At 58.2% G+C, this 5,187-nt stretch carries 4 protein-coding genes and 1 tRNA gene; 2 read left to right on the top strand and 3 right to left on the bottom strand.

The annotated features are described in order from the left end of the window. Nucleotides 1-710: 710 nt before the first annotated feature. Nucleotides 711-2,042 carry a (Fe-S)-binding protein gene (locus tag FJ404_19230; GenBank protein MBM3824984.1) on the bottom strand — a complete coding sequence of 444 codons (1,332 nt, stop codon included), beginning with the start codon at nucleotides 2,040-2,042 and terminating at the stop codon, nucleotides 711-713. Between the two features lie 77 nt (nucleotides 2,043-2,119). Between FJ404_19230 and FJ404_19225 the strand changes: the two genes are divergently transcribed. Beyond that, nucleotides 2,120-2,791: a DUF3299 domain-containing protein gene (locus FJ404_19225; protein ID MBM3824983.1), complete on the top strand. Its 672-nt coding sequence runs from the start codon at nucleotides 2,120-2,122 to the stop codon at nucleotides 2,789-2,791. A 76-nt stretch (nucleotides 2,792-2,867) separates the two neighbouring features. Here the strand turns inward: FJ404_19225 and FJ404_19220 are convergent, their stop codons facing one another. Both FJ404_19220 and FJ404_19215 read right to left on the bottom strand, forming a co-directional pair. Then, on the bottom strand, nucleotides 2,868-3,191 hold the full coding sequence (locus FJ404_19220) for a hypothetical protein (GenBank protein MBM3824982.1): 324 nt from the start codon (nucleotides 3,189-3,191) through the stop codon (nucleotides 2,868-2,870). Nucleotides 3,192-3,732: 541 nt separating this feature from the next. Then, nucleotides 3,733-3,820 (bottom strand) — tRNA-Leu (locus tag FJ404_19215). 81 nt (nucleotides 3,821-3,901) lie between these two features. On the opposite strand from FJ404_19215, the gene FJ404_19210 reads away from it, so the two are divergent. Next, on the top strand, nucleotides 3,902-5,155 hold the full coding sequence (locus tag FJ404_19210; GenBank protein MBM3824981.1) for an integrase: 1,254 nt from the start codon (nucleotides 3,902-3,904) through the stop codon (nucleotides 5,153-5,155). Nucleotides 5,156-5,187 lie beyond the last annotated feature (32 nt).

Raw genomic sequence — 5,187 nt, 5'->3', positions numbered from 1 at the left:
AAATCAACCTTGAACGGAATCCAAAGCCAGCTTCATCCCGCAGTCAAGCGCGCGAAGATGAAAACTATTCCCAAACTCGGCCGCCCCACCCCTGTTCAGCACAACCTCCACCCTGCTTGACGCTTACGGTTGAAGGACAACCCAGCCGCGCTCCGGGGGAAAATGAGAACGGCTGCGTAAGAAAGAGTGCTTCCTGACTGTCACCTCATTTCAACAGATTATCCCTCGTCCCTCTGGCTTGCCCCAATCCAGCGATGAATTGCTGGGCCTCTGTCTTTCGCCCTCCGGGCTGGGCTGTCCTCCCATTCCACCGAAAACAGCGAGGGACCGATCAATGTTGATCCATTGCCGTTTCCAAGATCATCGCGCCGGGTCTGGGGACCCGGCCTCCACGCGTTGGGAATTCTCATGGAGGCCTCGTGCCCTCACGCGGCGCCGGTTGATGACACTGTGGATAAAACACATCGTTGACGTCCTTGGGGCATGTGAGAAGTCTCGCTCGCGCCGTCTGCGGATCGGGTCGGTGAAGGAGAATGGCCTCGAGCCTATTCTTTTGCCCATCTCGACGCGGCTGAATGGCCGTTTTAAGCGAAAGAGCTCCGCCGGGTCGGGGTGCGGAACGGTGAGCAACTTCAGCATCAAGTCAGTCGGGACGTTGAACCCTTCAGTGCCATGGCATGGAGGGTCATGGTTTCGGACGGCCGATCTCGTCACGTTCGAGGCTGCGTTCCCTGCTCTTCCGCGCGGTAGGCTTCCGCCAGCAGGGTGACGGGGTGGACGACGCGGAGGTCGAGGCCAGCTCGGGTGCATCCGTTGCGGACCTGCAGGAGGCAACCCGGATTGCCGGTTGCCACGACATGGGCTCCCGTGGATTCGATGTGTTTCACCTTCCGCTCCAGGAGCTGGCCAGCCATTTCCGGCTGGATCAAATTGTAAATCCCGGCGCTGCCACAACACCACGTGCTCTCCGGCAGTTCCACCAGATTCAGCTTGGGAATGCTCTTGAGCAAGGTCCGGGGCTGGGAGGTGATCTTCTGGCCGTGGCAGAGGTGGCAGGCTTCATGGTAGGTCACTTTTCGATCCGCCTGAGGTTCCGCGGCGGGCGGCTCCATGCCGATGTGGATGAGCCACTCATGAATGTCTTTGACCTTGTTGTCCCATTCTCGAGCCCGTTCAACGTAAGCCGCGTCGCCGGCCAGCAGGTTGCCATAGTGCTTCAAGTGGGAGCCGCATCCGGCGGCGTTGGTGATGATGGCGTCGTATTGGCGGGGAGGGAATTGATCGAGATTGCGCCGGGCCAGCAGGCGGGATGTCTCAAGGTCACCGTTGTGCGCGTGCAACGAGCCGCAGCAGTGCTGCGAGGGCGGGGTATGAACTTCACAGCCATTTCGCGCCAGCACTTCGGCGGTGTCCCGGTTCACGTCGCTGAAAATCAAGTCCTGTGCGCAGCCGGTGAGCAGGGCCACACGAAAACGTTTCGGACGGGACGGATGCAACGTTTCCGGGATGAGATCCGCGGAAAAGGCGGGCTGCACTTGCGGCGTCATGGCTTCCAGTTCCCGCAGCCGGCGGGGCAGCAGCCCGAGCAAGCCGGATTTCCGCACCAGGGTTTGCAGGCCGAGTCCCTGGTAAAGCCGCAGCGCCAAACCCACCAGCTCCAGCCGGCGCAGATCCGTGAACAGCCAGTTCAACGTGAAGAAACGAATCAACCCGCGCTTGGGATGGTCGAGCGTGCCGCTGCTCTCCGCCTCGGCGCGGGCATGTTCGAAGAGCTCCGCGTAATTCACGCCGGCGGGACAGGCGGTCATGCAGGCCAGGCAGCCCAGGCAGAAATACATCTCCTCGGCGAAGGTCGCGGTGGGTTCGAGTCGGCCGTCGGCAATGGCGCGCATGAGGGCGATGCGCCCGCGAGGGCTGTTGCGCTCCAGCTTGGTGGCGTCGTAGGTCGGGCAGGTGGGCAGGCAAAGTCCACAATGCATGCACTGCTGCACGACCGAGTAGTCCAGGTCCTTGAGGTGGGATGCCGTTGGGTTGGAGGTCATGCGCTCAGAATAATGGTTCTGATATTGATCCGTTCGATCCTTGAGGTAAAATGGTTTCGACGACTTGTGAAAGCATCATGAAAGCGCATTCGGTTTTCTTTGGCGGCTGGACCATAGCGGCGTTGCTCGCGGCGGGTCTGCTCGGGGTGAACGCCGCGGACGGCAAGGCGGACGGCAAACCCAGGAAGGGCGCCCCCACCCGGGGCGAGCCTATCCGGCGGGCTGAGCCCAAGAACGAGACGCCGGCGGCCAAGCCTGCACCCGCCGCGCCAGCGCCCGCGTTCAAAGCGGAGGAACCTCCGCCTGGATCGACCGTGATTGCGCACGACGGATTCCTCTCGGTGGGCTTCGACAGGCTGTCCACCTTCACTTACATCGTCCCGGAAGATCTGCCCGGGGACAAAAAAGAGGAACCGAAGGAGAAGCCGGACCAAATCCCGGCGGCGGTGCGCGCGCTGAATCAGAAGCCGATCTCTCTCAAGGGCTACATGCTTCCATTGAAGGTTGAGGGGGGATTGGTGACGGAGCTGTTGATCATGAAAGATCAGTCCATGTGCTGCTTCGGCACCGTGCCCAAGATCAACGAATGGGTGAGCGTGAAGATGGTGGGCAAAGGGGTGAAGGCGGTGATGGACCAGCCGGTGACCTTCTTCGGCAAGCTCTTCGTGGGCGAGATCATGGAGAACGGCTACTTGGTGGGGATTTACCGGATGGACGGCGAACGGATTGGCGAGACGGATGGAATCTGAGACTTGCTGAATCGAGCCATCGTGCCTGCGGCGAGAAGCTGAAATTGCGCCACGCGGTCTAGTCATTCGTCCCCTTCTAATTGGTCGCGTGAAAAAACCAGTGTTCAGTTTTCGCACCGACCCAGATCAGCGGCGGTTGAACGTCGCGAAGATTTGCAACGGCCTGGGTTAGAAAGGCATGACGAAGCCCGAGGCCTATCCTTGATGGATTTGGTGAGTGATTCGGAATGGCTTTATCGCCAGGATCTTGCGTGGATTCATGAAGGGCGATTGTCGCTTCGTGTATCCCAATGTTGTTGGTAGGGCGGGCCTGTCCCAGCCCGCCGCCCACTGGATGCAAAACATCATGCTCCGGCGACACGCCGGGACGGACGCGCCCTACCTGCATCACCGGCAACATCGGGATGCACCGATTGTCGTTTAAAGCAAAAAAACTCCGCCGGGTCGGGGTGCGGAGTGGTGAGTCACTTGAGCGTCAAGTTAGTCGGGAGGTTCAACTGATCGGCTAGATTCGCCCTCGCCTTGGGGGACATGCCGTCTGCCTTCGGTGCATCCAGAAGTTGTCGGTGACCGGGTTATCTTGGTAACGCAGACAGCCCTGTCTGCTGTTGCGCAGGCTGCCCAGCCTGCGGGTCGACGAAGGAACCCAGGCGCGTGGAGAGCATGGAAGGGCCTCGTTCTTCACCCGCCGGGCCGACGGGCCGTCGGCGATACGGCAGACTGGGCAGCCTGCGCCACAATACAAACAACTGATACGGTTTCCAAAGCTATTCATCCGCGGGCGAGGAGAGCCAGGAACGGCTTCGGGAAACACGGGTCTGCCTTACACCGCCACCGATTGGAATCCACCGTCTTGCGGATGTCCTCATCGTATGGCGAATGGCGGACCGGACACTCCCTTCAGAACGAGAATCATCCTCCCAGAATTTTCCAAGAAACAGTGGTGCCGGTGGTGGGACTCGAACCCACATGAGGTTTGATCCTCCCGGGATTTTAAGTCCCGTATGTCTGCCATTCCATCACACCGGCAACCGTTCAATATAAACAACTTACATTAACAATCTCCGAAGCGAATTGACATTGTGACACTTTTTGTGACAGTTTCACGGCATGAAACCGGAAGAAATGACAAGCAATCATTCCGAGAGGGTCCAACGGCCAAAATCGCATCGGCGTCACTCCTACCAGAAGGCTTTGGACGGGCGCAAGCAACCCATCCGAGGACTTTACATTCGCAACGGGCATTTTGTGGCGCGAATCTCCACCACCCACCCTGAAACGAACAAGGAGACCACACGCTGGTTTCCACTTTTAGACATCAATCAGAACCGGATTACAACCCTCACCGAAGCTAAAACCGCGTTGAACGAGCTCAGGTCAAACAAAGCCAAGGACAAGCTGCCAACCACACAACGCGTTCCAACTTTGGCGGATTACGTCGAGGAATATATCGAGCACCGCAAGACACTCATGCGAACAGGAGATCGTCGTCCGGCTACAATCGAAAAGGACCAGCATCTCCTGGCGAAATGGGTTTCCGCCATCGGCCCGATGCGAATCAGTGCGATCAGGCCCGACCACATTCTAAAATTTCGAGACCGAATGCTCAACCAAGGATCAAGTTCAAGAACTGCCAACTTGGCAGTCATCGCTCTGCGGGGACTCTTGAAACACGCTAAAATCGCAGGCCTTGTGGACAGCCTTCCGATGCAGGATATTGGCAAGCTGCGAGAACCGGCCAAACACCGAGCCCTCATTTCGACTGAGGATTTGTCCAGAATCACGCAGGCAGCACTGACGGCAACCTTTCATTCCGGCGCAATCTCTTCAACGGCCGAACACGGGCAACCCTTGAAAAATGGCAGACAATTCGCTGACTACATCTGGCTCATGGCGTACACCGGGGCGCGAAGAAATGAGGCGTTGGCTCTGAGATGGACGGATGTGAACTTCGACCTTGGCCAGCTCACGATTGGATCCGACGGATCGACCAAGAACCACGAGTCCCGGAGGGTGGACTTCCATCCAAAGCTCGAAGCTCTCCTTCGTGAAATGTCTGCACGGAAGGCCCCCGACACTCAATGGATTTTCCCGTCTCCCCAACGTGGAGAAAGGGACGTTCCGGCGAAAACATTCATGGAATCTCTAAAGCTTGCTCGGACGGCCGCCAACATGCCCAATTTCACCTTCCACGATTGCCGACACTTTTTCATCTCCTATGCTGTAATGTCCGGCATCGACTTCATGACCATCGCTCGTTGGGTCGGCCACAAAGACGGCGGGATTCTGATCGGCAAAGTGTACGGGCATCTGAGTAACGAACACTCAAAAGCGCAGGCGCAACGCTTGAACTTCGGTCGATGACCTTCAGTTCAAGTGAGCTGCTTAACTCTCAA

Source organism: Verrucomicrobiota bacterium, assembly GCA_016871495.1.
Lineage (GTDB): Bacteria > Verrucomicrobiota > Verrucomicrobiia > Limisphaerales > VHDF01 > VHDF01.
Note: the sequence above shows the minus strand (reverse complement) of the source record. Positions and strands in the feature narration are given on the sequence as shown.